Here is a 26,033-nt window from a genome sequence, read left to right as displayed (position 1 = left end):
CTCTCAGCCCTTGGGGTCGTGGCGCGGCACGGAGACCGTGACGCTGAGCCCGTACGGTTCCTTGCGCGCGTACGAGAGTGAGCCGCCGCCCGCCGCGAGGAGCGCCTGGGAGATGGAGAGGCCGAGGCCCGAGCCCTGGATGTTCTGGTGCTGGGAGCTGCGCCAGAAGCGGTCGCCGACGCGTTCCAGCTCCTGGTCGGTGAGGCCGGGGCCGCCGTCCGCGACGGCCACCGTGACGTCCTGGCCGCCGGAGGCGACGGTGACGCGGACCTCCTCGTCGGCGGGCGTGAATTTGAGGGCGTTGTCGATGATGGCGTCGAGCGCGCTGGACAGGGCGATGGGGTCCGCCCAGGCCGTGACGGCGGGCGGTCCGTCGGCTCGGAGCCGTACGCCCTTCTCCTCGGCCACCGGCCGCCAGGACGCGACCCGTTCCGCGGTGAGGGCGCCGATGTCCGTGAGCCGGAGGTCGCTCTCGGCGTGCTCGGCGAGCGCGAGATCGAGGAGGTCGTCCAGGACTTGGCCGAGCCGGCGGCCCTCGGTACGCACGGAGGCGATCTCCTCGTTGCCCTCCGGCAGTTCGAGGGCGAGCAGTTCGATGCGCAGCAGCAGGGCGGCCAGCGGGTTGCGCAGCTGGTGGGAGGCGTCGGCGACGAAGGCGCGCTGCTGCTCCAGCACGTCCTCGACGTTGTCGGCCATCTCGTTGAACGAGCGGGCCAGCCGTCTGAGTTCCGGGGGCCCGCCGGATGCGGCGACCCGGGAGCGCATCCGGCCGCTGGCGATGTCGTGGGCCGCGACGTCCAGGGTTCTGACGGGCCGCAGGACCCAGCCGGTGAGCCGGATCGCGGCGCCGACGGCGACCAGCATCGCGACCGCCTCACCCGCCGCGATCAGCAGCCAGCCGCGGATCGTGTCGCCGCGCATCTGGCCGGTGGGCGAGTCGATGACCACGACGGCGATGACGTCTCCGTCGCGTACGACGGGTGAGGCGACGACCACCCGGCCGTTCTGCCAGGGCCAGACCTGGGGCGGGTCGTGGCTGCGGCGGCCGAGCAGCGCTTCGTTGAACGCGGCGCGCCCCTCCCCCTCGACGGGCAGCCGCCACGCGTCGGGGGCCTTCGCCATGGCGGAGTCGTCGCGGTAGAAGACACCTGCGCGGATTCCGTACACCGAGTTGTACGTTTCCAGCTCGGTCTGGAGGGTACGGCGCCGTTCGTCGTAGCCGCTGGTGCGCTCGGTGATGAACTGGGCGAGTGCGGCGAAGCGTGCCGTGTCGTCGATGCGGTCGATCACGACGCGCTGCTGTTCGGCGGCGGCCACGCTGACGGCGAGCGGGAAGCCGAGGGCGAGCAGGACACTCGCCATCAGGACGATGAGCAGCGGGAGCAGCCGGGTACGCACCGGGGACGTACGCCTTTACGCGGACGGGGAGACGAGGCGGTAGCCGACTCCGCGTACCGTCTCGATCAGGGCGGGCAGCCGCAGCTTGGACCGGAGCGAGGCGACGTGCACCTCCAGCGTGCGGCCCGTTCCCTCCCAGCTGGTGCGCCACACCTCACTGATGATCTGTTCGCGGCGGAAGACCACTCCGGGCCGCTGGGCGAGCAGCGCGAGCAGGTCGAACTCCTTGCGGGTGAGCTGCACCTCCGTGCCGTCTACGCTGACCCGGCGGGTGGGCAGTTCGATGCTGACGTGGCCCAGGCGCAGCGCCGCGACGGGCGTGGAGAGGGTGTCCTCGTTGCTCGCGTTTCGCCGGCTGACGGCGTGGATACGGGCCAGCAGCTCCCCGGTGTCGTACGGCTTGGTCACGTAGTCGTCGGCGCCGAGGTTGAGTCCGTGGATGCGGGAGCGTACGTCGGCACGGGCGGTGACCATGATCACCGGCACGGAACTGCGTTTGCGGATCTTGCCGCACACCTCGTTGCCGTCCTGGTCGGGAAGGCCGAGGTCGAGGAGCACGACGCCGAAGGGCTCGGTGTCGGTGGGCAGGAGCGCTTGCAGGGCCTCGTCGCCGGTGCGGGCGTGGACCACCTGGAAGCCGTGGCGGGCGAGGATCGCGGACAGGGCGGCGGCGACATGGTTGTCGTCCTCGACGAGCAGCAGTCTCATGGCCCCCCTCTGGCAGTGGCGTGTGTCGGCGGCCGGTCCGTACGGTCGCGTACGCCCCCGGTCACTTCCCCGTTCCGGGGTGTTTCACGTAGGGGTGTACCAGGGAATCCACGCCGATGCGCGGTGGACAGTCAAGGGCCTGCCCGTTGTATCCGGGTTTCTGTTATGCACCCGGTACGGCCGATACGACCGGCGTGACGTCCCGTTCACGCGGAGTGTCCGGTTGCCGCCGGATCGTTATGCTCAATTTCCGCTCAGATGTAATGACGTTCGTAGCACTGCGTCACTAGGGTCCTTCCCAACCGAGGAGGACGGAGCAAGAAGCCGATGAGCGGAGTTTCAGTGACCAAGGGCGCCGAGGACGCTGCACCCGCGCCCGCCGGCGATCTGGTTGTGCTGAGCAACGTCAACAAGCACTTCGGCGCGCTGCATGTGCTCCAGGACATCGACCTGACGATCGCCCGCGGCGAGGTCGTGGTCGTCATCGGGCCGTCCGGGTCCGGCAAGTCCACGCTGTGCCGCACGATCAACCGCTTGGAGACGATCGACTCGGGCGCGATCACGATCGACGGGAAGCCGCTGCCCGCGGAGGGCAGGGAGCTGGCGCGGCTGCGTGCCGACGTCGGCATGGTCTTCCAGTCGTTCAATCTCTTCGCCCACAAGACGGTCCTCGAGAACGTGATGCTCGGGCAGCTGAAGGTCCGCAAGACGGACAAGAAGGCGGCCGAGGACAAGGCGCGTTCGCTGCTCGACCGGGTGGGCGTCGGTACGCAGGCGGACAAGTACCCCTCCCAGCTCTCCGGCGGGCAGCAGCAGCGTGTCGCGATCGCCCGGGCCCTGGCGATGGACCCGAAGGTCATGCTCTTCGACGAGCCGACCTCGGCGCTCGACCCGGAGATGATCAACGAGGTCCTTGAGGTCATGCAGCAGCTCGCCCGGGAGGGCATGACGATGGTCGTCGTCACCCACGAGATGGGCTTCGCGCGCTCGGCGGCGAACCGGGTCGTCTTCATGGCGGACGGGAAGATCGTCGAAGAGGCCACGCCCGACCAGTTCTTCAGCAACCCGCGCAGTGACCGGGCCAAGGACTTCCTGTCGAAGATCCTTCACCACTGACGGAGCCCGCCGTACCGGCTCCGGTATCCGCTGATCACTCACTTCGCGTCAACTCTAGGGAATTTCACCATGCAGCTTCGTAAGGTCACCGCCGCCTCGGCCGCCGTGCTCGCCCTCGCCCTCACCGCCACCGCCTGTGGTTCCGACGACAAGGACGACTCGGCCGGTTCGGGTGGCGGCAAGAAGATCACCATCGGCATCAAGATCGACCAGCCGGGTATCGGTCTGAAGACGCCGGACGGCAAGTTCACCGGCTTCGACGTCGACGTCGCCACGTACGTCGCCAAGGAGCTCGGCTACGACGCCAAGAACATCGAGTTCAAGGAGACGAAGAGCGCCGACCGCGAGACGGCGATCTCGCGCGGTGACGTCAAGTTCATCGTTGCCTCCTACTCGATCAACGACGAGCGTCTGAAGAAGGTCGACTTCGCCGGTCCGTACCTGCTCGCCCACCAGGACATCCTGGTCCGCGCGGACGAGAACAAGATCAAGAAGCCCGAGGACCTCAACAACAAGAAGCTCTGCTCGGTCGCCGGTTCGACCTCGGCGCAGAACATCCACGACACGCTGGCCCCGAAGGCGGATCTGCAGGAGTACGGCGGCTACTCGGAGTGCCTGACCGGTCTTGAGAACGGCGCCGTCGACGCGCTGACCACGGACGACAGCATCCTCGCCGGCTACGCCTCGCAGGAGGCCAACAAGGGCAAGTTCAAGCTGGCCGGCTTCAAGATGACCAACGAGAACTACGGCATCGGCCTGAAGAAGGGCGACGCCGACCTCAAGAAGAAGATCAACGACGCGCTGACCAAGATGGTCTCGGACGGCTCGTGGCAGAAGGCCGTGGACGCGAACTTCGGTCCTGCCGGCTACAAGAACGAGCCCGCCCCGAAGATCGGCAATGTCGTCAAGTGAAGCAGGGCTGACCGGGCGCGCCGCCGCTGAACGGCGGCGCGCCGCGCCCTCCTACACGCGGAAGCGCGGGAGATCGTGTTCGACTTTCTTGATGGTTATGACCTGTTGGGGGCCTTCTGGGTCACGGTGAAGCTCACCGTGTTCTCCGCCCTCGGCTCCCTCATATGGGGAACGCTGCTGGCCGGCATGAGGGTCAGCCCGGTCCCCCTGATGCGCGGTTTCGCGACCGTCTATGTGAACGTGATCCGGAACATTCCGCTGACCGTGATCATTCTGTTCGCCTCGCTGGGCCTGTATTCAACGCTCGGCATCGCCCTCGGCTCCTCCGACATCAAGGGCGTCAACTTCCGGCTCGCGGTGCTCGCCTTCGTCGTCTACACCGCGTCGTTCGTGTGCGAGGCCCTGCGTTCGGGTATCAACACGGTGCCGGTCGGCCAGGCGGAAGCGGCCCGGGCACTCGGGCTCAGCTTCACTCAGGCACTGCGGCTGATCGTGCTCCCGCAGGCGTTCCGCTCGGTGGTCAACCCGCTGTCCAACGTGCTCATCGCGCTGACGAAGAACACCACCGTCGCAGCGGCGATCGGCGTGGCCGAAGCCTCGTACCTCATGAAGGAAATGATCGAGAACGAGGCACAGTTGCTGCTGATCTCCGGCGTCTTCGCTCTCGGCTTCATCATCCTGACCCTCCCGACCGGTCTCATCCTCGGATGGGTGGCCAAGAAGGTGGCGGTGAAGCGATGAGTTCCGTCCTCTACGACGCGCAGGGGCCCCGCGCCAAGCGGCGCAACATCCTGTACACCGTGCTCTTCGTGCTGGCCGCCGCAGCGGTGCTGTGGTGGGTGTACGACGGCCTCGCCGAGAAGCACCAGCTCGACTGGGTCAAGTGGAAGCCGTTCTTCGCCGACACCCAGGCGTGGCAGACGTTCATCTGGCCGGGCTTCCAGAACACGATCAAGGCGGCGTTCTACTCGCTGATCATCGCGCTGCCGCTGGGCGCGCTGTTCGGGATCGGGCGGCTCTCGGACCACCGCTGGGTGCGCGTTCCGGGCGGGGTGATCGTGGAGTTCTTCCGCGCCATCCCCGTACTGCTCCTGATGATCATCGCCAACCAGGCGTACTCCGAGTACACCGACCTCGAACCGGACACACGACTGCTGTACGCCGTCGTGACGGGCCTGGTGCTCTACAACGCCTCGGTGCTCGCCGAGATCGTACGAGCGGGCATCCTGACGCTCCCCCGCGGGCAGACGGACGCGGCCAAGGCGATCGGTATGCGCAAGGGGCAGACGATGGTCTTCGTGCTGCTGCCGCAGGCGGTCACCGCGATGCTGCCGGCCATCGTCAGCCAGCTCGTGGTGATCGTGAAGGACACCGCGCTCGGCGGCGCCGTGCTCAGCTACCCGGAGCTGCTGGCCTCGGTCCGGCCGATGTCCGCGAACTACGGGTCGAACACCATCGCGTGCTTCACGATCGTCGCCGTGGTCTACCTCGCGCTGAACTTCGCCCTGACGTCCTTCGCGAGCTGGCTGGAGCGGTGGCTCAGGCGCGGGAAGAAGAGCACGGGCGCGGTCGTCGGCACCGGCCCGGGGGGCGAGCTGGAGACGATCGGTGCGCCGTCGCTCAACGTGGACGACGGACGCGCCGTCTGACGGCTCGTCGTACGACGTCCGGGAGGGGCGGTGGCACACCTGCCACCGCCCCTCGCCGCGTTCCGGCGTCGCTTGACGCAAGCACCGGCAGTAGGTTGCATACGTTCTGTGATCGCGCACCGAGTCCCCGACGCCGCAGCACCCCCTTCGACGCCCACGCACCTTCCGTTCCGTTTCACCGGACCGTTGCGTTTCACCGCGCTTCCGACGGGGGACGCGCCGTGGACCCGGTGATCGTCGTCGGTGCCGGGCCGGTCGGCCTGGCGCTCTCGCTGGCCCTCGCCGCGCAGGGCGTGCCGTCCGTGCTGCTCGACGAGGACCCCGACAACGACGAGACACGCCCTGCCCGTACGGTCGTGCTGCGCGAGGACACCGCAGCCTTCCTGGAACGTCTGGGCTGCAAGGCGCTACGGGACGAGGGACTGCGCTGGTCCGGCTGGCGTTCGGTGCGGCGCAGGCAGCCGGTGCGCGAACTGCCGCTCGGCGAGGACCCGGTCCCGGGCAGCGCTGTACCGGCCGCCCCCGTCCACGTACCCCAGCACGCGCTCGTGCGGGGTCTGCGGGACGCGGTGGCCGCGCAGGAGCTGGTGCGGTCCGCCGGGCCCAGCCGGATCGACGCACTGGAGCAGGACCCGGCCGGGGTCACCGTGCACACCAGGGAGCCCGGATCGACCTGGTGGCGAGGGAGTTACCTGGTCGGCTGCGACGGGGCCCGGTCCACCGTGCGCAAACTCCTCGACATCAGGTTTCCCGGGCGCACGGCGGTGGAACGGCACGCCGTGGCCGCACTGCGCACCGAGCTGCCCCGGCCCGGTGAGGCCGTGCTGCACCGGTCGCCGCCCTGGCGCACCGGCGGCGCCGAGGTCACGGCGCGCCCGCTGCCCGACGACGTGTGGCGGCTGGACTGGCTGCTGCCCGCGCGCGGTGAACTGGTCACGCCGGACGCGCTGGTCACCCGGGTCCGGGACACCCTGGCCGGCTGGTGCGGCGAGACACCCCCGTACGAACTGCTGGACACCGGGGTCTACACGCTGCACCACCGGCTGGCCCGTCGCTGGCGGGTGAAGCGGTCCTTCCTCGCCGGGGACGCCGCCCATCTGCTGGGCGCCCTGGGCACCCAGGGGCTCGACGAGGGGCTGCGGGACGCCGAAAACCTGGCCTGGAAGCTGGCTCTGGCCTGGCACCACGGGGCGTCCGACGCGCTCCTCGACAGCTACCAGGCCGAACGCCGGGCCGCCGTCGCCGCACGGCTGCGTGCCGCCGACCAGTCGCTGCCGATACTGCGGGGCGGCGGAGGTTTGCGGACGCTCGTACCGGGGAGCGCACGGGGGCACGACACGCTGCTGATGGACGGGCATCTGGGCTGCGGCCCCCTCGGTGCGCCCCCTTCCTACGCCCTGTCCCCCCTTGCGCCCGCGCGCACCGAGGCGCACGCCTCGGTGGGCACGCCCCCCGGTGCGCCGGTGGCCGATGTGCGGGTCACCGCGCCCGACGGCACCCCGGTGCGGCTGCGGGAGCGGCTGGGGCAGGGGCAGTTGCTGGTGGTGCTGGTGGCGCCCGGGACCGGAGTATGGGACCGGCGCCACTGGATGCGCGCCGGAGTGATGCCCCGGCTTGCGGAGGCCGTCGCGGGGCTGCCGGTGAAGGCCGAACTGCTGGTGGCCGAGAGCTATCCGGGGGCGTCCGCGCACACGGTTCTGCTGGTCAGGCCGGACGGGCATCTCGTGGAGGCGTTCGGCGGAGTGCGTCCGGCCGAGCTGTTCGCGGCGGCGGACGCGGCGCGCGGCGGTGCTGCCCGGACGTCGGTGCGTGCCGACAGGACCGCGGACGTCAATTGACCCTCACGGGCGCGCATGGTCTACTCCCGGTCATGACCGACACCGATGTGCGCCTGTGGCGGAGGGTCCATATGGACCTGCTCCGCTATGCGGGCTGCGTGTGTCGCCCGTCCTGCTGAATCGCCTTCACCTGCCGTCGCCGTGCGCTGTGCCGTACGGCGGGGCGTCCGCGCGAACTCTCAGGACGGTCTCCGTGTCTGCCTCTCCCTTCCCCTCTGTCCCCGTGCCCATGCGCACGTCCGCTCCGGCTCCGACCGCCGCGGAACTGCTCGACTTCGTCCGCCGCACTGCCGGGGACACCGCACTCATCGCCTCCCTTCCCCTCGATCCCGAGGGCCGAACCTGGATCCGGCTCGACGGTCCGGGTGGCAGCGAGGCATGGCTGATCGGCTGGCCGCCGGGTGCCGGCACCGGCTGGCACGACCACGCCGACTCGATCGGCGCCTTCCTCACCGCGGCCGGCACGCTCAGGGAGCACTCCCTCGCGGCCCGGCTGCCCACCGACGGCTGGAAGACCCTGGAGCTGGCCGAGGGCATCGACCGCACCCGGGAGCTGACGCCCGGCCGGGGCAGGGCCTTCGGCCGCCATCACGTCCATGAGGTGCTGAACGAGTCGGCCACGGAGCACGCCGTCTCCGTTCACGCGTACTACCCGCCGCTGCCGCGCATCCGGCGTTACAGCCGCACCGGCGCGGTGCTTCGCCTGGAGCAGACCGAGGGACCGGAGGACTGGCAGTGAGCGACGAACCTCTCGGGATCGATGAGCTGCTGGAGCGGATCAGGGCCGGTTACGAACGGCTCGGCCCGCAGGAGGCGCGGGCGGCGGCCGCCGAGGGCGCCCTGCTCGTGGACATCCGTTACGCGGAGCTGCGTGCGCGGGACGGGCTGATCCCGGGGGCGCTGGTCATCGAGCGCAACGAGCTGGAATGGCGGCTGGACCCGCGGGGGAGCCACCGTGTCCCGGAGGCGGTGGACCACGGCCTGCGGGTGGTGGTGATCTGCAACGAGGGTTACGCGTCGAGCCTGGCGGCCGAATCGCTGCACCGGCTCGGTCTGCACCGGGCGACGGACCTGGTGGGCGGCTTCCAGGCGTGGCGCGCGGCGGGCCTTCCGGTCGAGCCGTGAGCTGTGGGGGCGGCCCGCGCCGCCCCCACACCCTCCTCGTCACCGGCCCGCGGCCACCTCCACCGGGCGGGTCCGCAGCGCGAACCGGCCGGGCAGCGTCGGCGAGGCGCAGCAGGGCGAATTCCCTGAACCGTTCCGACACCGACATGGCCAGCGTGTTGACGACGGCGATCGCGGTGAAGGCGAGGACCAGCCCCATGGCGAGGAGGTTCACCTCGGCGTTCTCCTGCCCTCGCTCGGCCTGGAGGCGGTCGGCGACCGCCGGTGTGGCGACCTCGACACCGGGGAACTTCGTCACGGCGGCGGACAGTTCGCTCCCGGACGCGTCTCCGGCCAACAGGACCGTCGCGGCGAGCGGGTTGTCCATGTGCCGTGCGACCAGGTCGTGCGGCAGAGTGAGGTCTCCGAAGCCGAGGCCCCGTCGGTAGACGGCGGCGACGGTGAGGGTGGTGGGGGTGCCGTCCCCGAGGTGCAGGGCGAGTCCGCTGCCGACGTGCAGCCCGAGCCGGTCGGCGGCGGTTTCGCTGATCGCGGCCGCCCGCTCGTTTGCGGCGAACGCGGCGAGGGAACCGCTCGTCACGCCCGGGTCCCAGGTGCGGGTGAGCCCCGGACCGGTGACGCCCTGTGCGGCGTACTTCTCCAGGCCCACCCGCACGGTCGTCCGTACGACCTCAGTGGCGGCGGTGACACCGGGCGTCGCGCGGACCGCCTCCATGGCCGCCGACGGAACGCCCGGCCCCTGCGCGCCGAGCACCCAGGTGGCGCGGATGCCGTCCCTGGCCTGGGCGCGCGCGGCGTCGCCGACGGTCGGCTGGAGGAAGAGGACCGTGCAGGTCATGCCAATGAGCAGGGTGAGCGGGGTGACGACGGAGGCCATCCGGGTGGAGTTTCCCCGGACGTTCGCGGTGGCCAGGGTGCTCATCGGCCCCGTCCGCCGGAGCACGCCCGCCATCAGGAAGGCGGCGGCCCGCACGAGGAGCGGATGCGGCGCGGGGGTCGGGAGCGGCCGGGGGCTCGGGTAGTACGGCTGCGCGCGGGCGCTGGGACCTCCCCATATCGGGTGCGGCGCTGGCACGTCGCTGGGCGCGGAGGTCGGATCACCGGGCGCGAGCGCGGCTCCGCATGGACGCAGACGCGGCACGCGGGCACCGTTACGGCCGACGCCGACTTCGCCGCCCGACCTCGCGGCCCGGCTCCGCGCGGGGTGGTACGCCTCGCCGCAGGGCCGGGGGGAATCGCGGCCCCGGAGCGATCCGCACAGGGGTGCGGATACGGCGCACAGGCGCCGGTGCAGCCGTGTCGATGCCGGACCGGCTCACCGCTACGGACCCCGGTCCGGCTCCACGGCGGCGAGAACACCGCGCCGGACGAGCGGCCCGCCACAGGGCGGGGCGCGGTTCCACACGGCCCGGAGTATGCCGCACCGAAGTACGCACGCCGCCACAGACGCGGCATACCAACGCCCGCGCAGCCGTGCCGGCGCCGGACCAGTCACCGCCGGCCCTCGGCCCCGGCTCCGCGCGGCGGGACCGCCGGGGCCCAGTCCCGCGAGGAGCCGGGCACCGGTGCCCCGTCAAGCCCGTGGCGCGCGGCGCCGTTCACCGCTCGGCGCGGGCGTCTCAGCCGTGGGGCGCCACCGGAATGCCCCGTGACACACCCGTATGGCGTCGCTCAGGTGGAGCGGCCCCGGTGGCGGGCTGACATTCGCCTCATGGCGGGTGAGGGCCTGCCCGTCCGCCGGGGCGTCGTCAGAGCGCCGGTACGCCGACTACGACGGGGAGCACGCGCCGATGCCGACCACCGCCCTCACGCCCGAAGAACTCGACGCGCAAGCCGCGCGCCTCCATGACACGGACGCCTGGCGCCAGATCGTCACCGGGTGGGACCTGACCGCCCCGGTGCCCCCCGAGTCCCCGAGTCCCGCGATCGGCGCCCCGGCCGCGCCGGCCCCCGCTGCCGACTGGCGTGCCCTGCTCTCCGTGCCGGTGGACCGGCTGATCGCCGACAGCGTGCGGGCGCTGCCCGCCGCCGCGCCGCGCGAGCGTCCGCTTCCCGGGCGCGTCGGTGCGATCCTGCCCGACCGGCTCCACGCGTGGCGGCGCGTCGGGCGGCCCGATGTGCTGCCGTCCGTCCATCTCGCCCATGCCCGGCGGATCCTGACCGAGTGGGGCTGGCAGAACACCCCGTACCGGCTCCGCAATATCCGGGGCGCTCGCTGTGTCTGTGGTGCCATGCTCACCGCGCACCGCCTGGGCTACGGCTCGGCGGAGACGGTCGACCGGGCCGGGGCCTGGCTGATCGCGGAGCTCCGCTCCCAGGGCTGGACCGGGCTGATCGGTCCCTGGAATCGCTACCCGGGACGCACCGCCGAGGACGCCCTCGCACTGATCGATGCCACCATCAGCCGCGCGGCCCGCGCCGGCCAGTAGCGGCAGCCGGCTCAGAAGGGCTCGTCCAGCCCTTCCGTGTCCTCCCCCTCTCCCTCCAGCGCCCGGCGCACCACACGCAGGGCCATCCCCTCGCCGTACCCCTTGCGGGCGAGCATGCCCGCGAGGCGGCGCAGGCGTTTGTCGCGGTCCAGTCCCCGGGTGGACCGGAGCTTGCGGGCGACGAGCTCCCGCGCGGTCTCCTCCTCCTGCTCGGAGTCGAGCTGCCCGACGGCTTCATCGATCACGGCGGCGTCCACGCCCTTGGTCCGCAGCTCACGGACCAGCGCCCGGCGGGCGAGCCCCCGGCCGTGGTGCCTGGACTCCACCCAGGCGTCGGCGAACGCGGCGTCATCGATCAGCCCGACGTCCTCGAAGCGGGACAGCACCTCTTCGGCCGCCTCGTCCGGGATCTCCCGCTTGCGGAGGGCGTCCGCGAGCTGCTTGCGGGTGCGCGGTGTACCGGTGAGCAGGCGCAGGCAGATGTTGCGGGCCTGCTCGACCGGGTCACGCGGTTCCCCCTTCTCGGCCCTCGACGAGGAGGGGGAACCGCTGTCACTGGACCGGGAGCGGGAACGGCGTCCCGCTCCCTCATCGGATCCGGGGGCCGCGCCGGGGTCGACGGCGCCGGCCGGCCACTCAGTACGACGCGTCACGGATCAGCTCTTGGCCGCGGCCGCCTTGGCCGGCTTGGTCTTGCCGGCCGCCGCCGTCGCCGGCTTCGCCGCGGTCTCGGCCGGAGCCGCCGCGCCCGCCGCGTCCGCGCCGGACTCCGCGGCGTCCTCCGGCCGGACTCCGACGCCCAGCTTCACCAGGATCTTCTTCTCGATCTCGTTGGCGAGGTCGGGATTGTCCTTGAGGAAGTTGCGCGCGTTCTCCTTGCCCTGGCCGAGCTGGTCGCCCTCGTACGTGTACCAGGCGCCGGCCTTGCGGACGAAGCCGTGCTCCACGCCCATGTCGATCAGGCCGCCCTCGCGGCTGATGCCCTGGCCGTAGAGGATGTCGAACTCGGCCTGCTTGAAGGGCGGCGCGACCTTGTTCTTGACGATCTTGACGCGGGTGCGGTTGCCGACCGCGTCGGTGCCGTCCTTGAGCGTCTCGATCCGGCGGATGTCGAGGCGCACCGAGGCGTAGAACTTGAGCGCCCGGCCACCGGTGGTGGTCTCCGGCGAGCCGAACATCACACCGATCTTCTCGCGGAGCTGGTTGATGAAGATCGCGGTGGTCTTGGACTGGTTGAGCGCGCTGGTGATCTTCCGGAGCGCCTGGCTCATCAGGCGGGCCTGGAGACCCACGTGCGAGTCGCCCATCTCGCCCTCGATCTCCGCGCGCGGCACCAGGGCCGCGACGGAGTCGATGACGATGAGGTCGAGGGCGCCCGAGCGGACCAGCATGTCCACGATCTCAAGGGCCTGCTCACCGTTGTCCGGCTGGGACAGGATGAGGCTGTCGATGTCGACGCCGAGCTTCTTCGCGTACTCCGGGTCGAGCGCGTGCTCCGCGTCGATGAAGGCCACCGAGCCGCCGAGCTTCTGCGCGTTCGCCACGGCGTGCAGCGTCAGCGTCGTCTTACCGGAGGACTCCGGTCCGTACACCTCCACCACACGGCCGCGCGGCAGACCGCCGACGCCGAGCGCGACGTCGAGCGCGGTGGACCCGGTGGGAATCACCTCGATGGGCTCGTTCGGCCGCTCACCGAGGCGCATCACCGCGCCCTTGCCGAATTGCCGTTCAATCTGTGCGAGTGCGGCGTCCAGCGCCTTCTCGCGGTCGGTTCCTGCCATGGGTTCCACCCGATTTGCTTGAGTCGATCGCTTCACGTCAAAGACGCTAACCCCTGCCACTGACAATGGGCCTCGACGTCCTCCCGGCCTGTGGACAACTCCACGGTCGGGCCCGGGAAAACCCGGCCGGAATCCCATGAGAATAGATGTTCGATTTTAGTGTCAAGCGCACCACGCCGCCCCTCCCGGACGGGCCGGAGGCGCGGCCAGGTCAGCGCCGGGGGCGGTCGCGGGGGCTGTAGGCAAGCCTGAATTGGGGAAAGCGTTCCCGCCGGGGGTCCAGCAGATCGATCAGCGCGACCAGCTGGACCTGGAGATCCTTGAGGCGGCCCACGGCCGGCCCCGCGTCGGCGGCGAGTCCGTCCACGTCCGCCAGCGGATCGGTGAACCACGCGGCGAACTCCGGGTCGTTCTCCAGCTTCGAGCAGAACTCCGCGTACCCCAGGCAGCGGCGCCGCCCCGGCTCACCGTCGGGGTGGACCATGAGCTCACCGATGGCCCGCTGCTGGGCGCTGAGCAGACGGAGCTCGTTGCTCACCGCGTCGATCCTGGCCAGGCTGTTGCCGATCCGCGAGATCTGCTTCATGACCTGTGCGTTGACGCGGCTCCTGCCCAGGTCGAGGAACTGGACGTCGCGGCGCAGGATCTCCACCCAGCCCAGATACTCGGCCAGTACGAAGACCGTGCTGCGCCGGACGAAGTCCGCCTCGCGAGGATTGCCCCAGGTGAGGAAACCCGTCAGGAAGCCGTCCCCGCGCGCGGGGTCCTGATCGATGTCATGGCCGTTCAGGATGTTGAACAGCCTGCGCTGGAGATCGAACGCGGCCCATGCCAGGGAAGCCCCGTACCGGTCCATGTAATCGCGCTGTCCCGGGACCGCAGGCGGCCGCGGCAGCCGATGCCAGGGACAACCACTGCATCTTCCCCCCACCCCCAGGGTCACGAGATCCCGCGCCTCAGACTACGGGCCCGGCCGGCGCGGCTCCTCCGGCTCGCCACCGTCCGGCCCGCCGCCGCCCGCCCGTCCGTCCGGCCCCCGGCCGTCCTCGCCCGCGAACGCGGCGCGCATGCGCCTCAGGCGCGTCCACAGGGGCTCGCCCCGCACGCCGGGGCGGCTGCCGTGGACGCGCGGGTCGTCCGTGACGTCGTAGCGCTTCACGTACGCGCCGAGGAACGCCTGGAGCGTGGCCACGGCCGGGATGGCGATCAGCGCGCCGACGGCGCCCATGAGCGCCGTGCCCGCGATGACCGAGCCGAATGCCACGGCGGGGTGGATGTCCACCGTCTTCGCGGTGAGCTTGGGCTGGAGCATGTAGTTCTCGAACTGCTGGTACACCACGACGAAGCCGAGGACCCAGAGCGCGTACCAGGGATCGACGGTGAAGGCGATCAGCATCGGCAGGGCGCCCGCGAGGTAGGTGCCGATCGTGGGGATGAACTGGGAGACCAGCCCGACCCAGACCGCGAGCGCCGGCGCGTACGGCACGCCGAGGGCGGCCAGCAGGATGTAGTGCGCGATGCCGGAGATGAGCGCCATCAGGCCACGCGAGTAGAGATAGCCGCCGGTCTTGTCGACGGCGATCTCCCAGGCCCGCAGCACCTCGGCCTGACGGGCGGGGGGCAGCACGGAGCACAGCCCGCGGCGCAGCCGGGGGCCGTCCGCCGCGAAGTAGAAGGAGAACAGGAAGATCGTCAGCAGGCGGAAGAGGCCGCCGAGGACGGTCGCTGAGACGTCGAGCACGCCGGACGCACTGTTCTGGACGTACTTCTGGAGCCAGTCGGAGTGCAGCAGGCTGTCCTGGACCTCGACGCGGGAAAGGTCCGTGTGGAAGGTCTGGTTGACCCAGTTGATCACCGAGTCGAGGTACTTCGGGAAGTCCTCCACCATGTCCACGATCTGGCCCGCGAGCATCGAGCCGAGCAGGAAGACGAAACCGGCCCCGGCGACCAGCACAAGGAGGAAGACCAGGAAGGTGGCGAGGCCCCGGCGCATGCCGCGGGCGGACATCCGGCTCACCGCGGGTTCGATGGCGAGCGCCAGGAAGAAGGCGATCAGCACATTGATCAGCAGGCCGATGAGCTGGTCGAACGCCCAGCTGCCGAGCCGGAAGCAGGCGTAGAGCGCGAGGGCGAGAACCATGGCACGCGGCAGCCAGGCGGGCATGCGGGCGGGCCCGGCGCCGGACGGCGGGGCCGGGGGCGCGGCCGGTGGTACGGGCGGCGTGCGCGGCGGCTGGATCTGAGCGGTCTCGTCTGTGGGGGCCACGAGGCAAGTCTCGCCTATGTGGGTGACAGCCCCTCGCGCACCCCGGAAGGTGACGTTCCAGCCCCCGGCTCAGCGCCGGTCGGCGGGGATGTCCATGGCGGTGCAGACCCCGCGCCAGACCTCCTTCGCCTCCCAGCCGGCCGCCAGCGCCTCATGGACCGTGCGTCCGCCCAGCTCGGCCATCACATGGTCACGTGCGAAGGAGTCCGCGTAGGCCGCGCCGAAGTGGTCCGCCATCCGTTCCCAGAAAATCGTCAACCGCATGCCTTCAGTATCCCGCTCCTGAGAGTGCAGCCGGGCCGCATCGGCCCTGCTCGGGGGCCCCAAGCCCTACGGTCGGTCCATGGCTGCAACTGGAACAGACCCCCTCGCCCGCGCCGAGCAGTTCATCTGGCTCACGGCCCGTGTCCTCGAACAGCGGCGGTTCGCCCATCAATACCTGGAGGGAGGTGCGGACGCGGTGGAGACAGCCCTCTCCGCGTATGCCAACGAGGACGGCGGTTACGGCCACGCGCTCGAACCCGATCTGCGGGGCCCCGTCAGTCAGCCCCTGCACACCGCCCACGCGCTCAGCGTCCTCGACACCATCGGCCGGTGCGGCGGTCTGCGGGTGGAACGGATCTGCCGGTATCTGACGGACGTGTCCACCAAGGAGGGTGCCCTGCCCGCGCTGCTGCCCTCCCAGCGCGACTATCCGGCGGCGCCCTTCATCCCGATCGTGGACGACCCGCCGGCCGAGCTGCTGGCCACCGGGCCGGTCGTCGGGCTGCTGCACCGCAATGAGGTGTGGCATGCCTGGCTCTTCCGGGCGACGGACTTCTGCTGGTCGGCCGTGGACGCCCTGGAGGTGTCGCATCCGTACGAGATCGAGGCTGCGGTCGCCTTTCTCGACGGGGTGCCGGACCGGCGCCGGGCGGAGGCCGCCGCCGAACGGCTGGGGCGGCTGGTCCGCGACCAGCGGCTCGCCGTGCTCGATCCGGACCGGCGCGCGGAGTACCCGGTGGCCCCCGGGTACGCACCGGGCGAGCAGCACTTCCCGTACGACTACGCCCGTACACCCGCGTCGCTCGCCCGGCGATGGTTCTCCGACACCGAGATGGAGCACTCGCTCGACCATCTCGCCGCCGCACAGGAGGAGGACGGCGGCTGGCCGGTCACCTGGCGGCAGTGGGCCCCCGGGACGGCACTGGAGGGGCGCCCCCTGGTGACCCTCAGGGCACTGGAAACGCTGCGGGCGCACGGCCGCGCCCTGTCTTGAGAGGGCGGCACCGCGGGGAAAGGCGCACCGGTAAGGGGCACGCCCCAGGAGGCGTGCCCCTTACGTTTCCGGGAGCGGACACGCCCTAGCCCAGCGCGCGCACCCCCGCGGTGACGACCACGGCAGCACCCACGACCACCAGGAACGGGGCGCGCAGGACAAGAGCGAGCGCCGCGGCCGCGAGTCCCGCGCCCCTGGCGTCCAGGGTCAGGTGGTGTCCGTCGCCGAAGGTCTGCTGGGCGGTGAGCGCGGCCAGCAGAGCCACCGGAAGCAGGGCGGCCAGACGTTGCACCAGCGGCCGTTCCAGTGCGCCGGCGGGCACCAGGAGGCCGAGGAGTTTGGCCAGATAGCAGCCGACACAGGTCAGCGCGATGGCGATCCAGATGTTCATCGGCCGCCCTCCGCCCGGGTCGCACCGGCGTCCTCGGCATCGGCCCCGCCCATGCCGTCGCCCTTGGCCCGCCCCATCAGGAACAGGACGACGGGCGCGGCCAGCGCGGCCAGTAGTACGGGCACCCCGGCCGGCAGTACCGGCAGGAGGCCGAGGGCGAGCAGGACGGCGAGCGCCGCCGTCACACGCTCCGTCGTGGACCTCAGCATCGGGGCGAGCAGTGCGAGGAAGACGGCCGGGCTGGCCGCGTCGAGCCCCCAGGCGTCGGTGTCGCCGAGCGCCTCGGCGCCCATGGCACCCACCAGGGTGGTCAGGTTCCACAGCACGTAGAGGGTGAGCCCGGTGACGGTGAAGCCGATCCGCGCGGCCCGCCGGGTGGGCTGGGACAGCGTCACGGCGGTCGTCTCGTCGATGACCCACTGGGCGGCGAGCGGACGCAGGGCGCGCGGCAGGGCGAGGAGCTGGGAGAGCCGCAGACCGTAGAAGGCGTTGCGTACGCCGAGGAAGAAGGCCCCGGCGGCCGCGGTGTACGGGTTGCCGCCGGCGGCGAGCGCGCCGACCAGGGCGAACTGTGAGGCGCCGGTGAACACGAGCAGGCTGAGCGCGCACGTCTGGAGCAGGCTCAGGCCGGAGCCCGCCGAGGTGACGCCGAAGGCGAAGCCGGAGAGGCCGACGGCTATGCCGACGCCGAGCGCGTCGCGTACGACGGCCGAGTCCGGCTTGGTCCCGGCGTCGAGTGTGCTGCCGCCGGCCGGGTCGGCGGTGGTGCGGAGGGGTGTTGTCTGTTTGGCCACGGTCCGCACGCTACCGGGGCGGTTCCGGACCGGTCTTGTACGTTCTTGCACGTTCGCGCTGGTAGGCGCCGGGAGGCACACCCACGATCCGGGTGAAGTGACGATTGAGATGCGGCTGGTCGGTGAAGCCGACTTCCGTCGCCGCGACCGAGAGGGCCGTGCCCGCGTCGAGCATCCGGCGCGCACGGCGCACCCGGGCGTCGGTGAGCCAGGTGTGCGGGGGCATGCCGTACTGCTTCTTGAACGCGCGCAGCAGCGCGAACGGGCTTGTGCCCAGCTCGGCGGCCAGCGCCTCCAGGGTCGGCGGTTCGGCCATCCGGGATTCCAGCAGGGCCCGGGCGCGCGCCGCGTCACGGGCGCCGGCGGCGCGGGGAGCGGAGGCGGGGAACGCGGTGCCGTGCCGGGTGAGCAGGCGGGTGACGACGACCCGCAGCACGCTGTCGGCGGCCAGCGCGTTCCCCTCCTCGGCCGCCCGGTGGACCTCCGCTATCAGCCGGGCCGCGTACGGATCGGCCACGGCGGTCTCGGCGAAGCCGACGGTGCCGCGCAGGCGCGTCGTATCGGCCGCGATGTCGTTGATCACCTGCGCGGACGGGTAGAGCGTGTCGTACACCCAGCCTTCGGGCACACCCGCGCGGGCGCTGTGCGGTACCTCCGGGTTGATCATGACGACGGTCCCGGGCCCCGCGTGCAGGGTCCCCGCGGGCGTTCCGATGGCCTCGACGCCCTGGCTCACCGTGGCGAAGACATAGCCCTCGTGGCTGTGGCGCGGGAAGGTGTGCCGGATGTAGCGGGCCCGCAGCAGGTCGAGGTCGGGCAGCTCCGCGTAACTCCAGTGCCGCGCCCACTCCCCCGGTTGCTGTGCTCCTGCCATGGTGGGATTCTCCCAGCTCGCGGGCGGTCCGGCCGCCGGTCGCGGGGTCTGCGAGGCGGCTGTCGGGGCCGTTGTCAGTGGCGGGGTGCACGATGGGGGCATGACCGGCTCCGCACTCGATTCCTTCTCCCCCGCGACCCGCAGCTGGTTCACGGGGGCCTTCAGCGCGCCGACCGCCGCGCAGGAGGGTGCCTGGCGGGCGATCGGCGAGGGATCGGACGTGCTGGTCGTCGCGCCGACCGGCTCGGGCAAGACGCTGGCCGCCTTCCTCGCCGCCCTGGACCGGCTGGCGGCCGTCCCCCCGCCGGCGGAGGCGAAGAAGCGCTGCCGCGTGCTGTACGTGTCGCCGCTCAAGGCGCTCGCGGTCGACGTGGAGCGCAATCTGCGCTCACCCCTGACCGGTATCCGCCAGGAGTCGGTGCGCCAGGGACTGCCGGAGCCCGAGGTCCGGGTGGGCATCCGGTCGGGCGACACCCCGGCCGCCGAGCGCCGCTCGATGGCGACCCGTCCGCCGGACATCCTGATCACGACGCCCGAGTCGCTGTTCCTGATGCTGACCTCGTCGGCCCGCGAGGCCCTGTCCGGCATCGAGACGGTGATCCTGGACGAGGTGCACGCGGTCGCGGGCACCAAGCGCGGCGCCCATCTCTCCGTATCGCTGGAGCGCCTGGACGAGCTGCTGCCCCGGCCGGCCCGGCGCATCGGTCTGTCGGCCACCGTCCGGCCGGTGGACGAGGTGGCGCGCTTCCTGTCGCCCCGGCGCAAGGTGGAGATCGTCCAGCCGCCGTCCAGCAAGCGGTTCGACCTGTCGGTGGTGGTGCCCGTCGAGGACCTGGGCGAGCTGGGCGGCTCCCCCGCCACCGACGACACCTCGGGGCAGGCCGAGAAGCCGTCGATCTGGCCGCATGTGGAGGAGCGGATCGCCGATCTCGTCCAGGCGCACCGCTCCACGATCGTCTTCGCCAACTCCCGCCGGCTCGCGGAGCGCCTGTGCAACCGGCTCAACGAGATCGCGTACGAGAGAGCCACCGGCGAGACCATGCCGGAGGACCACTCCCCCGCCGAGCTCATGGCGGAGTCCGGCGCGGCCAAGGGTGCCCCCGCGCTGCTCGCCCGGGCCCACCACGGATCGGTTTCCAAGGAGCAGCGTGCCCAGGTCGAGGAGGACCTGAAGGCGGGCCGGCTGCCCGCGGTGGTCGCCACCTCCAGCCTGGAGCTGGGCATCGACATGGGCGCGGTCGACCTGGTGATCCAGGTCGAGTCGCCGCCCTCGGTCGCCTCCGGCCTCCAGCGCGTCGGCCGCGCCGGCCACCAGGTGGGCGCGGTTTCCACCGGTGTCGTCTTCCCGAAGTACCGGGGCGATCTGGTGCAGGCGGCCGTGGTCACCGAGCGGATGCGGACGGGCTCCATCGAGGCGCTGCACGTCCCGTCCAATCCGCTGGACGTGCTGGCCCAGCAGCTGGTCGCGATGGTCGCGCTGGACAGCTGGCAGGTGGACGACCTGCTCGCGGTGGTCCGCCGGGCCGCCCCCTTCGCCTCGCTGCCCGAGTCGGCGTTCACCGCCGTCCTCGACATGCTCGCGGGCCGCTATCCGTCCGACGCCTTCGCGGAGCTGCGGCCCCGCGTCGTCTGGGACCGCGTCGCCGGTACGGTCACGGGCCGCCCCGGTGCGCAGCGCCTTGCCGTCACCTCGGGCGGGACCATCCCGGACCGGGGCCTCTTCGGGGTGTTCCTCGCCGGAGCGGACCCCAAGAAGGGCGGCGGCCGGGTCGGTGAGCTGGACGAGGAGATGGTCTACGAGTCCCGGGCCGGCGATGTCTTCACGCTGGGCACGACCTCCTGGCGGATCGAGGACATCACCCGCGACCGGGTCCTCGTCTCGCCCGCGCCCGGTGTCCCCGGAAGGCTGCCGTTCTGGAAGGGCGACCAGCTGGGCCGTCCGCTGGAGCTGGGCCGCGCCCTGGGGGCCTTCCTGCGCGAGCTCGGCGGGCTCTCCCCCGAGGACGCGCGTGGCCGCCTGCTCTCCGCGGGCCTCGACACCTGGGCCGTCGACAACGTCCTGGCGTATCTGGACGAACAGCGCCGGGCCTGCGGTCATGTCCCCGACGACCGCACCATCCTGGTCGAGCGTTTCCGGGACGAGCTGGGCGACTGGCGGGTCGTCGTGCACTCCCCGTTCGGCGCGCAGGTGCACGCCCCGTGGGCGCTGGCGCTGAACGCCCGCCTCGCCGAGCGGTACGGGATGGACGCCCAGGTCATGCATGCCGACGACGGCATCGTGCTGCGGCTGCCCGACGCCGACATGATGGGCCTGGACCTCCTGGACTTCGACCCGGCGCAGGACCCGGAGCAGCACCCGCAGGAGCCCGGCCAGGACGCCTCCGCACCGCTCGCCCCGGCCAACACCGCCTTCGACAGCGATCAGCCCCCGGTCGGCGCGGCCGACGTCGCCTTCGACAAGAGCGAGATCGCGCAGATCGTCACCGACCAGGTCGGCGGCTCCGCCCTGTTCGCCTCGCGGTTCCGCGAGTGCGCAGCCAGGGCGCTCCTGCTTCCCCGCCGCAGCCCCGGCAAACGCACCCCGCTCTGGCAGCAGCGCCAGCGGGCCGCGCAGCTCCTCCAGGTCGCCTCCGAATTCGGCTCCTTCCCCATCGTTCTCGAAGCGGTCCGCGAATGCCTCCAAGACGTCTTCGACGTCCCGGGGCTCACGGAGGTGATGGGCGACCTGGAGGCCCGGCGCATCCGCCTGGTCGAGGTCACCACCCCGGAGCCCTCCCCGTTCGCCCGCTCCCTCCTCTTCGGCTATGTCGCCCAGTTCCTGTACGAGGGCGACTCGCCGCTCGCCGAACGGCGCGCCGCCGCGCTCTCCCTGGACTCCCGGCTCCTCGCCGAGCTGCTGGGCCGGGCGGAGCTGCGCGAACTGCTCGACGCCGATGTGCTGACCGAGCTGGAGCGGGAGCTCCAGTGGCTGGCGGACGACCGCCGGGTCAAGGATGCCGAGGGCGTCGCGGACCTGCTGCGGGTGCTCGGCCCGCTCACCGACGAGGAGCTGGCCGAGCGTGGGGCCGGGTCCGCCTGGGCGCAGGAGCTGGAGTCCGCCCGCCGCGCCATCCGCGTCCGGATCTCCGGGGCGGCCCACTGGGCGGCGATCGAGGACGCGGGGCGGCTGCGCGACGCCCTGGGCACGGCGCTCCCGGTCGGCGTCCCCGAAGCGTTCACCGAGCCGGTGAAGGACCCCCTCGGCGACCTCCTCGCCCGGTACGCCCGTACGCACGGCCCGTTCACCTCCACCGCGGCGGCGGCCCGGTTCGGCCTCGGCACGGCCGTCACCGACGGGGCGCTGCAACGGCTCGCGGCGTCGGGCCGCATCGTCCAGGGCGAGTTCCACCCCGCCGGCATCGGCCAGGAGTGGTGCGACGCCACGGTGCTGCGACGGCTGCGGCGCCGTTCGCTGGCCGCCCTCCGCCATGAGCTGGAGCCGGTCCCGCCCACCGCCCTGGCCGGGTTCCTGCCGCAGTGGCAGCATCTCGGCGGCAACAGCCTGCGTGGCATCGACGGACTGGCTCGCGCCGTCGAGCAGCTCCAGGGGGCGCCCGTCCCCGCCTCCGCGCTGGAACGGCTCGTCCTGCCCGGCCGTGTCACCGGCTACACCCCCGCGCTCCTGGACGAGCTGACCACCACCGGCGAGGTCGTCTGGGCCGGTGCGGGCGCCCTGCCCGGCAAGGACGGCTGGATCTCCCTCTACCTCGCCGACAGCGCCCCCTTGCTTCTCCCCCCACCGCGCCCCTTGGAGCTGAGCGCACTGCACGAGTCCGTGCTGACCGCGCTCGGCGGCGGCTACGGCCTGTTCTTCCGCCAGATCGCCGACCAGGTCCGCGCCACCACCCACCCCGACTGCACCGATCCGCAACTGGCGGACGCCCTGTGGGACCTCGCCTGGTCCGGCCGGCTGACCAACGACACGCTCGCGCCGCTGCGCTCCCTCCTGGGCTCGGGCCGCACGGCCGGCTCGACCGCGCACCGTGCCCGGCGGAATGTGCCGCGCGGCCGTTACGGCACCCTCACCGCCGCCGCCCGCCCGGCCTCGCGCACCGGGCCACCCACGGTCTCCGGCCGCTGGTCCCTGCTGCCGGCCGTCGAGCCCGAGCCCACGCACCGCGCCCACGCCCTGGCGCGCACACTGCTCGACCGCCACGGGGTGGTGACCCGGGGCGCGGTGCAGGCCGAGGGCGTCGAGGGCGGCTTCTCGGCGGCGTACCGGGTGCTGTCGGTCTTCGAGGACAACGGGCAGGCGCGCCGGGGGTACGTCGTGGAGGGGCTGGGGGCCGCCCAGTTCGCGATGGACGGCGCGGTCGACCGGCTCCGCGCGGTGTCCACGGCCCGGGACCGCAAGGAGCCGGGAGCCGACCCCCGCGCCCTGGTCCTCGCGGCGGCCGACCCGGCCAACGCGTACGGCGCCGCTCTGCCGTGGCCGGAGCCGCCGGACGGGGCCGGGCACAAGCCGGGCCGCAAGGCGGGCTCGCTCGTGGTCCTGGTCGACGGTGAGCTGACGCTGTACATGGAGCGCGGCGGCAAGACGCTGCTGGCCTGGCCGACCGATCCGGACGACCCCGCGCTCCGGGCGGCGGCCGGCGCGCTGGCCTCGGCGGCCCGCGCCGGGGCCCTCGGCACGGTGACGGTCGAGCGCACCAACGGCGCCTCGTCCCTGACCTCGCCCCTGGGGCGGACCCTTGAGGCGGCCGGCTTCCTCGCCACCCCGAGGGGCCTGCGCCTGCGCGCGGCGTAACCCCGGCCCCGGGGCACGAGGACCCGCACCCCCGTCCCACGCATCATGGAGGCATGCCCGAAGGAGACACCGTCCTACAGACCGCCGCGCGGCTGCATCACGCGCTGGCCGGACAGGTCCTCACCACGTCCGACCTCCGCGTCCCCCGGTTCGCCACCGCCGACCTCACGGGCCGGGCGGTGCTGGACGTCACCGCGCGGGGCAAGCATCTGCTGACCCGGATCGAGGGCGGGCTCACCCTGCACAGCCACCTCCGGATGGACGGCGCCTGGCGGATCTACGCCCCGGGCGAGCGCTGGCGCGGCGGCCCCGCCCACCAGATCCGCGCCGTCCTGGGCAACGCGGCCCATACCGCCGTCGGCTACCGCCTCCCGGTCCTGGAGCTCCTGCGCACCCAGGACGAGGAGCAGGCGGTCGGCCATCTCGGCCCCGATCTGCTCGGGCCGGACTGGGACCCCGGCACCGCGCTGCGCAATCTTCTGAGCGACCCGGCCCGCCCGCTCGGCGAAGCCCTGCTCGACCAGCGCAACCTGGCCGGCATCGGGAACATCTACAAGGCCGAGCTCTGCTTCCTGGCCCGTGCCACGCCCTGGCTCCCCATCGGCGAGCTGCCCGCCCGGACGGCCACCCTGCTGATCAGCACGGCGCACCAGCTGCTCGACGCCAACCGCGACCGCCCGAACCGCGTCACGACGGCCGGGGGCCGTTCCCGTACGGTCGCGAGCGCCGCCGCCCGCACGCGCAGACCGAGCGAGAACCTCTGGGTCTACGGCCGGACGCACCGCCCCTGCCTGCGCTGCGGAACTCCGATCCGGGCGGCCGAGCAGGACGACCGCCCCGCGTACTGGTGCCCCGGCTGCCAGACCGGCCCGGGGCCCACCTGACGTACTCCGGTGCCCGCGCGGACCACCCCGCCGGACCGCGCAGCCGGAGGGCCCGCCCCCGCACCTACCGGACCACCCACCGCCGCCACGCCCCCGCCCGCCTCCGGGCCCAGGCCGTGCCGCGCCGCAGCAGGCCCGTACCCGCGTCGAAGATGCCGAGGGGTCTGGCCGTCGCGGCCACGTGTACCGGCAGGAGGCTGAGCCCCCAGCCGCCCGCCGCCACCGCTCCCTCGACCACCCCCGCGTGCGCCGGGGCCAGTATCAGCCGCAGCACGGCCCACCACCACAGGCCGCAGAGAACGAGCGCCGGCACCCATCGCCGTACCATGGCCGCCTCCTCCGGCTTGATCCAAACGAAGGACCCTAGTCGCGCCCGTTCCGCCGGGGCGAGAGCGCACCGTTGCGTCCCCGGCGCGCACGGGGCCGTTCGCACCACCCCGCACCGGTCCTTCTCAGCGCGGAGCCCCCACCGCGCGGGTGGGGGCTCGCCGGGGGCGGGTCAGTCCTTGTCGTTGCTCAGGGAGTCCTTGATGCCGTCCGCCCGGTCGCGGGCGCCGTCCATGGCGTCCTTGGCCTTGCTCTTGGCCTGGTCCGCCTTGCCCTCGGTCTCCTTGCGACGGTCGCCGGTCATCTTGCCCATGGCTTCCTTCGCCTTGCCGGTGATCTTGTCCTTCGCGCCTTCGTTGCTCATGCTCGTACCTCCGTTGGAGAAGTCCGGTGGGTGAGGGCGTGTGCTCAGGCGCTCTCGGCCTGGAACATCCACGCGTGCTTTTCGAGGTCGGCGGTCAGCGAGATCAGGATGTCCTGGCTGACCGGGTCCGGGGTCTCGGTCACCTCGATGCGCTCGCGCATCCGTCCGATCACCACGCCGAGGGCGTCGACCAGGGTCTTCACCGCGTCCACGTCCTTGATCCAGCCCTCGGACACGGAGGCGATGGCCGTGCTCTTGGCGATCGTCGCGGCTCGGCCGTCCGGGTTGACGCCGAGTGCGGAGGCCCGCTCCGCGACCGTGTCGGAGTGCTGGCGGGCGGTGTCCACGACGTCGTCGAGCTGGAGGTGCACGGACCTGAACCGCGGCCCGACCACGTTCCAGTGGACCTGTTTGGCCACCAGAGAAAGGTCGAGGAGATCCACCAGGGCGCCCTGAAGGGCGTCTCCGACGGTCTTGAGGTCGGTCTCGGACAGTGGGCTCTTCACCACAGACATGCACGTCTCCGATCTGGAATCCGTTCCGTTCAGCACCACCCACGATGGCACAAACGAAGCAAAACAGTCATTCGAGGAAGTTCCCGCTGACACACGCACGGCGCACCAAAACGCCATCCAGGCACACAAAAGCCCCGGCCCTCCCCGCACAGGGGGAAGACCGGGGCTTCGGCTTCACACCGAACCGATCGGTCAGGCGGCGACTACGTCCACCGCTTCCGCGGGTGCCTTGATGGTCACCCGCCCCGTCGGTACACCCGCCACCGAGGTAACGGAGACGGAGTTGAGCATGGGGCGCACCGGTACAGGGACCGGATCGCCGGCCGCTGCCGACTCGGCCAGTTCGGCCAGGGACAGCTCATCGCTCACTTCACGCATGAGCTCGGACATCCGTACGTCAAGCGCGTCGCAAATGGCGGAGAGCAGTTCGGAGGATGCCTCCTTCTGCCCCCGCTCCACCTCGGAGAGATAGCCGAGCGAAACTCGGGCGGACGAGGAGACTTCGCGCAGAGTACGGCCTTGGCGCTGGCGCTGCCGACGCAGCACGTCACCCAGCAGGCGACGGAGCAGAATCATCGGTGGCTCCCTCCTCGGACCGCGTAGCCGCATCCTTCACGC

The 26,033-nt window shown here is 71.9% G+C and carries 26 protein-coding genes and 1 pseudogene; 12 read left to right on the top strand and 15 right to left on the bottom strand.

Going from position 1 to position 26,033, the window contains the following annotated elements:
- Positions 1-3: 3 nt before the first annotated feature.
- Positions 4-1,398, bottom strand: coding sequence for a sensor histidine kinase (locus tag OG338_RS23360; protein ID WP_405939170.1), 1,395 nt, complete (start codon positions 1,396-1,398; stop codon positions 4-6).
- 15 nt (positions 1,399-1,413) lie between these two features.
- On the bottom strand, positions 1,414-2,106 hold the full coding sequence (locus OG338_RS23355; protein WP_405939169.1) for a response regulator transcription factor: 693 nt from the start codon (positions 2,104-2,106) through the stop codon (positions 1,414-1,416).
- Positions 2,107-2,433: 327 nt separating this feature from the next.
- Between OG338_RS23355 and OG338_RS23350 the strand changes: the two genes are divergently transcribed.
- The 8 genes from OG338_RS23350 (at position 2,434) to OG338_RS23315 (ending at position 8,746) form a co-directional block, all read left to right on the top strand.
- Positions 2,434-3,222 (top strand): amino acid ABC transporter ATP-binding protein, encoded by a 789-nt coding sequence (locus tag OG338_RS23350; protein WP_405939168.1) that lies wholly within the window; start codon positions 2,434-2,436, stop codon positions 3,220-3,222.
- Positions 3,223-3,291: 69 nt separating this feature from the next.
- Positions 3,292-4,134: a glutamate ABC transporter substrate-binding protein gene (locus OG338_RS23345; RefSeq protein ID WP_405939167.1), complete on the top strand. Its 843-nt coding sequence runs from the start codon at positions 3,292-3,294 to the stop codon at positions 4,132-4,134.
- Between the two features lie 75 nt (positions 4,135-4,209).
- The gene (locus OG338_RS23340; protein WP_405939166.1) at positions 4,210-4,875 is read left to right on the top strand and encodes an amino acid ABC transporter permease; all 666 of its coding nucleotides are present in this window, start codon (positions 4,210-4,212) and stop codon (positions 4,873-4,875) included.
- Positions 4,872-5,783: an amino acid ABC transporter permease gene (locus OG338_RS23335; RefSeq protein WP_405939165.1), complete on the top strand. Its 912-nt coding sequence runs from the start codon at positions 4,872-4,874 to the stop codon at positions 5,781-5,783. The genes OG338_RS23340 and OG338_RS23335 overlap by 4 nt, the downstream gene beginning before the upstream one ends.
- A gap of 221 nt (positions 5,784-6,004) precedes the next feature.
- Positions 6,005-7,621: an FAD-dependent monooxygenase gene (locus OG338_RS23330; RefSeq protein WP_405939164.1), complete on the top strand. Its 1,617-nt coding sequence runs from the start codon at positions 6,005-6,007 to the stop codon at positions 7,619-7,621.
- Positions 7,622-7,653: 32 nt separating this feature from the next.
- Entirely contained in the window at positions 7,654-7,740 is an 87-nt protein-coding gene (locus OG338_RS23325; RefSeq protein WP_311307652.1) for a putative leader peptide, read from the top strand.
- A 110-nt stretch (positions 7,741-7,850) separates the two neighbouring features.
- Positions 7,851-8,360: a cysteine dioxygenase gene (locus tag OG338_RS23320; RefSeq protein ID WP_405940509.1), complete on the top strand. Its 510-nt coding sequence runs from the start codon at positions 7,851-7,853 to the stop codon at positions 8,358-8,360.
- On the top strand, positions 8,357-8,746 hold the full coding sequence (locus OG338_RS23315) for a rhodanese-like domain-containing protein (RefSeq protein ID WP_405939163.1): 390 nt from the start codon (positions 8,357-8,359) through the stop codon (positions 8,744-8,746). Before OG338_RS23320 ends, OG338_RS23315 begins: the two co-directional genes overlap by 4 nt.
- 88 nt (positions 8,747-8,834) lie before the next feature.
- Here the strand turns inward: OG338_RS23315 and OG338_RS23310 are convergent.
- Positions 8,835-9,728: pseudogene (locus tag OG338_RS23310) on the bottom strand (ABC transporter permease); the annotation flags it as partial.
- Between the two features lie 808 nt (positions 9,729-10,536).
- Here OG338_RS23310 and OG338_RS23305 point away from each other — a divergent pair.
- Complete coding sequence (locus OG338_RS23305) at positions 10,537-11,175, top strand: hypothetical protein (protein WP_405939162.1); 639 nt, start codon at positions 10,537-10,539, stop codon at positions 11,173-11,175.
- 11 nt (positions 11,176-11,186) lie between these two features.
- On the opposite strand, the gene recX is transcribed toward OG338_RS23305, so the two are convergent.
- The 5 genes from recX to OG338_RS23280 all read right to left on the bottom strand — a co-directional run bounded on the left by recX (position 11,187) and on the right by OG338_RS23280 (position 15,486).
- The gene (gene recX, locus OG338_RS23300; RefSeq protein ID WP_405939161.1) at positions 11,187-11,828 is read right to left on the bottom strand and encodes a recombination regulator RecX; all 642 of its coding nucleotides are present in this window, start codon (positions 11,826-11,828) and stop codon (positions 11,187-11,189) included.
- A 3-nt stretch (positions 11,829-11,831) separates the two neighbouring features.
- Positions 11,832-12,956 (bottom strand): recombinase RecA, encoded by a 1,125-nt coding sequence (gene recA / locus OG338_RS23295; RefSeq protein ID WP_405939160.1) that lies wholly within the window; start codon positions 12,954-12,956, stop codon positions 11,832-11,834.
- A gap of 211 nt (positions 12,957-13,167) precedes the next feature.
- Positions 13,168-13,812 carry a hypothetical protein gene (locus tag OG338_RS23290; RefSeq protein WP_405939159.1) on the bottom strand — a complete coding sequence of 215 codons (645 nt, stop codon included), beginning with the start codon at positions 13,810-13,812 and terminating at the stop codon, positions 13,168-13,170.
- Between the two features lie 105 nt (positions 13,813-13,917).
- Positions 13,918-15,120, bottom strand: coding sequence for an AI-2E family transporter (locus OG338_RS23285; protein WP_405940508.1), 1,203 nt, complete (start codon positions 15,118-15,120; stop codon positions 13,918-13,920).
- A 171-nt stretch (positions 15,121-15,291) separates the two neighbouring features.
- Entirely contained in the window at positions 15,292-15,486 is a 195-nt protein-coding gene (locus OG338_RS23280; protein WP_405939158.1) for a DUF3046 domain-containing protein, read from the bottom strand.
- A 79-nt stretch (positions 15,487-15,565) separates the two neighbouring features.
- Here OG338_RS23280 and OG338_RS23275 point away from each other — a divergent pair, with 79 nt between their 5' ends.
- The gene (locus tag OG338_RS23275) at positions 15,566-16,480 is read left to right on the top strand and encodes a hypothetical protein (RefSeq protein ID WP_405939157.1); all 915 of its coding nucleotides are present in this window, start codon (positions 15,566-15,568) and stop codon (positions 16,478-16,480) included.
- Between the two features lie 85 nt (positions 16,481-16,565).
- Here the strand turns inward: OG338_RS23275 and OG338_RS23270 are convergent, their stop codons facing one another.
- From OG338_RS23270 to OG338_RS23260, 3 genes are read right to left on the bottom strand one after another with little or no spacing between them, the layout of a single operon-like run.
- Positions 16,566-16,871, bottom strand: a complete 306-nt coding sequence (locus OG338_RS23270; protein WP_405939156.1) for an AzlD domain-containing protein — start codon at positions 16,869-16,871, stop codon at positions 16,566-16,568.
- The gene (locus OG338_RS23265; protein WP_405939155.1) at positions 16,868-17,665 is read right to left on the bottom strand and encodes an AzlC family ABC transporter permease; all 798 of its coding nucleotides are present in this window, start codon (positions 17,663-17,665) and stop codon (positions 16,868-16,870) included. Before OG338_RS23265 ends, OG338_RS23270 begins: the two co-directional genes overlap by 4 nt.
- A gap of 10 nt (positions 17,666-17,675) precedes the next feature.
- Entirely contained in the window at positions 17,676-18,539 is an 864-nt protein-coding gene (locus OG338_RS23260; RefSeq protein ID WP_405939154.1) for an AraC family transcriptional regulator, read from the bottom strand.
- A gap of 100 nt (positions 18,540-18,639) precedes the next feature.
- On the opposite strand from OG338_RS23260, the gene OG338_RS23255 reads away from it, so the two are divergent.
- Together OG338_RS23255 and OG338_RS23250 are read left to right on the top strand one after the other, a co-directional pair.
- Positions 18,640-23,325, top strand: coding sequence for a DEAD/DEAH box helicase (locus OG338_RS23255; RefSeq protein ID WP_405939153.1), 4,686 nt, complete (start codon positions 18,640-18,642; stop codon positions 23,323-23,325).
- A 53-nt stretch (positions 23,326-23,378) separates the two neighbouring features.
- Positions 23,379-24,209, top strand: a complete 831-nt coding sequence (locus OG338_RS23250; RefSeq protein WP_405939152.1) for a DNA-formamidopyrimidine glycosylase family protein — start codon at positions 23,379-23,381, stop codon at positions 24,207-24,209.
- A gap of 64 nt (positions 24,210-24,273) precedes the next feature.
- On the opposite strand, the gene OG338_RS23245 is transcribed toward OG338_RS23250, so the two are convergent.
- The 4 genes from OG338_RS23245 to OG338_RS23230 form a co-directional block, all read right to left on the bottom strand.
- Positions 24,274-24,537, bottom strand: coding sequence for a hypothetical protein (locus OG338_RS23245; RefSeq protein WP_018105288.1), 264 nt, complete (start codon positions 24,535-24,537; stop codon positions 24,274-24,276).
- A 171-nt stretch (positions 24,538-24,708) separates the two neighbouring features.
- Positions 24,709-24,900, bottom strand: coding sequence for a CsbD family protein (locus OG338_RS23240; protein ID WP_405939151.1), 192 nt, complete (start codon positions 24,898-24,900; stop codon positions 24,709-24,711).
- A 44-nt stretch (positions 24,901-24,944) separates the two neighbouring features.
- Positions 24,945-25,415: a Dps family protein gene (locus OG338_RS23235; protein WP_405939150.1), complete on the bottom strand. Its 471-nt coding sequence runs from the start codon at positions 25,413-25,415 to the stop codon at positions 24,945-24,947.
- Positions 25,416-25,607: 192 nt separating this feature from the next.
- Entirely contained in the window at positions 25,608-25,991 is a 384-nt protein-coding gene (locus OG338_RS23230; protein ID WP_030927058.1) for a helix-turn-helix domain-containing protein, read from the bottom strand.
- Positions 25,992-26,033: the final 42 nt, after the last annotated feature.

This window comes from Streptomyces sp. NBC_00726, assembly GCF_045161735.1.
In the GTDB taxonomy this organism is placed as follows: domain Bacteria; phylum Actinomycetota; class Actinomycetes; order Streptomycetales; family Streptomycetaceae; genus Streptomyces.
Note: the sequence above shows the minus strand (reverse complement) of the source record. Positions and strands in the feature narration are given on the sequence as shown.